Below are 3,205 nucleotides of genomic sequence, written 5' to 3'. Positions count from 1 at the left end.
ACCAAAACAACCATTGCCACCATGAACGCGGTACTATTGTCCGTTGTGCTCGGTCTTGCCATTATCGTCTCGGGCGCAACAAAGGTATGTGCAGAAGACCCGTTGGTCCCGAAGACCGTCCGGATCGCTCCGAACATGGAGCCCGTCATCGCTCATCCTGAACAGGCAGCGGAGGCACAAAAGAAGATCGATGCCTTGCAGAAAAAAGCCGGTAAGAGACCGAATATCCTCATCTATCTCATGGATGATATAGGCTGGGGTGACCCTGGAGTGTATGGCGGCGGGTATATGGCCGGTGCCCCGACACCGAACATGGACCGCCTGGCCCGTGAAGGCCTGCAGCTTACCTCAACCTATTCGCAGCCGTCGTGCTCTCCCACGAGGGCAACGATCATGACCGGGAGACTGCCGATCAGGCATGGCATCCTCCACCCGCCCATGTACGGGGAAAAGGGCGGCCTGGGTGGAGAGATCACCATGGCCAGCATCCTGAGCAAGGCCGGCTATGTCACCCAGGCAGTAGGGAAATGGCATATGGGTGAGAACGAGGAATCACATCCCCAGAACGTGGGCTTTGATGACTTCTATGGTTTCATGAGCGTATCCGACATGTATACCGAATGGCGGGACCCCTACTTTTACCCGGAAGTAGTCAACAACAAGGAACGTACTGAATGGATAAAGGGCTTGCCATGGAACAGGAACCTCATCCACGCGAAAAAGGGCGGCAAAGTTGAAAAGATTGAGGAGATTACCATTCCCGTTCTATCGAAACTGGATGAAAAATGGGCCGATTACTCTGTCGAGTTTATCAAGAAGATGGCAAAAAGCAGCCAGCCTTTTTTCCTTTATCACTGCACGCGCGGCGGCCATTTTGACAATTACCCGAGCGACAGATATAAAGGCAAGTCACCGGCAAAATACCCCTACAAAGATGTCATGATCGAGCTTGATGATATCCTCGGCCGGCTCGTCAAGACCCTTGAAGAAACAGGTCAGCTCGACAATACGCTGATCTTTGTTACATCCGACAACGGGCCAGAAATGGAGACATGGCCTGACAGCGCATATACGCCGTTCCGCGGCGCAAAGGGGTCGACCTGGGAAGGAGGCGTCCGCGTTCCCGGTATCGTCTACTGGCGTGGTATGATAAAACCGGCCCGTATATCCGATGGTCTCTTTGACCTCGCAGACCTGTTCAACACGTCATTGAACCTGGCAGGGGCGAAAGACCAGATGCCAAAAGACCGGTTCATCGACGGCATTGACCAGACGTCATTCCTGCTTGCCGATAAGGGGGAATCTAATCGTAAGGCAGTCTACTACTGGCTCAACCAGTTCCCGTCAGGAATAAGGATCGGTGAGTATAAATACATGTTGGCTGCTGAGAACGACAATGTGCAGGACACCGTCACTCCCGGAGGTTTCTCGGGCGAGATGATGAGGTATAGTTACGGGAGGTTGTTCAACCTCTACTTAGACCCAAAGGAGAACCACAGCTATCTTATACGCAAGCTTCCCTACGTGGAATTCCTTACCGGTTATTTTAAGGAACATCTTGCGACGCTTCAGAAATATCCGCCCAAAGTTACCACAAAAACGCTGTCGCCGGTTCCTCAAAAACCCTGAAATTCTGTTCTTTACCACTCTTCGCCCTGTTCCCAAAAGGGGTGAAGAGTGGTTTTGCCCGGTTTTTTTCTTAATCATCCAATAAAATGTGCCGATAAGCTAACTGGTTAGGGAGAAATGGCCAGGAGCGCAATAAAGCGTTATCGCGGTTGCGCAATATTGAGCATGAGGGGGTTGTTGAAGTTGTATGTGTTGGAGTCAGATCAGTTGTTCTTTTTCTGTGAATTGAGCCGGACAGGCTGCGAGATGGTGAAGAAGATATATGGTGCGTGACAGCATACTCAGTGTAGTTAAGGCAACAAATAATCTTGAAGATAAAAGTGAAAAGAAGGGCAGCCGGAAGACTAAAAAAGAACTCACGGCAGAGCTCACGGAGATCCGTAAGAAGCTGAAAGAGTTAAGAGATCTGGCAGGCAGGTACATAGACGATATGGACTCCGTCAAGCAAGACGAGACGCGCCTGCGGACAATCTTTGAATCGATCCAGAGCGGAATCCTCCTTGTAGACGCAGAGCGGCATATGATCGTTGATGTCAATACGGTGGCAGCGAAGATGATCGGTCTTCCGAGGAAAGAGATTATCGGCACTACATGCCACAAACATGTATGTCCCGCGGAAATGGGCAGGTGTCCCATTACTGACCTAGGACAGACGGTGGACAACTCGGAACGCCTCCTCCTTGGCCCTGGTGGGAGGAATATCCCTATTATCAAGACGGTGAATTCGATTGTCATAAATGGCCGCAGGCACCTCATTGAAAGTTTTGTAGACAATACAGAACGAAAACGTGCCGAAGAGGAGATCAAAAAGTACCGCGACAACCTTGAGCTGCTCGTGGAAGAACGTACAGAGGGTTTTGAGAAAGTAAAGGAACAGCTCGAGGGTGAAATCGCCGAACGCAGGCAGGCTGAGCATTCCCTGAAAAAAAATGAGACGTTGCTGCGGCTGATCCTGAACCTGTCGACAAATTTTATCTGCCTTCCTGCCGAAGAGACCGATTGTGGCATCGACGATGTCCTGAAGGCGATAGGCCAGTTTGCGGATGTTGACCGCAGTTATGTCTTCCAGTTTAGTGAAAAGGGGACACGGCTGGACAATACACATGAGTGGTGTGCTCCGGGGATATTGTCCCAGCAGGAGAAGCTTCAGGGGATTACGGCCGATGACCTGCCCTGGTTTTTTGAGAATATAAAGAGGTTTGAAACGATTCACATTCCTGACGTGACGCAACTTCCTGCCGGGGCAGCGGCAGAAAAAGAGGAATTTATGCGGGAGGGTATCCAATCCCTTGTTACGGTCCCTGTCATATCGAATAATCTTCTTATCGGATTTCTTGGGTTTGACAGCGTACGCTCGAAAAAGACCTGGTCTGAAAACATTATTTCATTGCTGAAGATCGTCGGCGAGATCGTTGCCAATGCGCTGGCGCAAAAAAACGCGGCCGAGGCTGTAAAACGCGGCTCGGCAAAATATCAGGCCCTTTTTGAGAATGCCAATGATGCGATCTTCCTTATCAAAGGTGGGGTCTTTATTGATTGCAACCCGAAGACGCTGGCGATGTTCCGCTGCACAAAG

At 50.6% G+C, this 3,205-nt stretch carries 2 protein-coding genes; both read left to right on the top strand.

The annotated features are described in order from the left end of the window. The coding region (locus PHU49_16275; GenBank protein ID MDD5245567.1) for an arylsulfatase at nt 1–1,629 on the top strand (1,629 nt) is incomplete at its 5' end. Nucleotides 1,630–1,891: 262 nt separating this feature from the next. Further along, nucleotides 1,892–3,205 (top strand): PAS domain-containing protein (locus PHU49_16270; protein MDD5245566.1); only part of this gene is annotated, 1,314 nt, incomplete at its 3' end.

It is taken from the genome of Syntrophorhabdaceae bacterium, assembly GCA_028713955.1.
Lineage (GTDB): Bacteria > Desulfobacterota > Syntrophorhabdia > Syntrophorhabdales > Syntrophorhabdaceae > UBA5609.
Note: the sequence above shows the minus strand (reverse complement) of the source record. Positions and strands in the feature narration are given on the sequence as shown.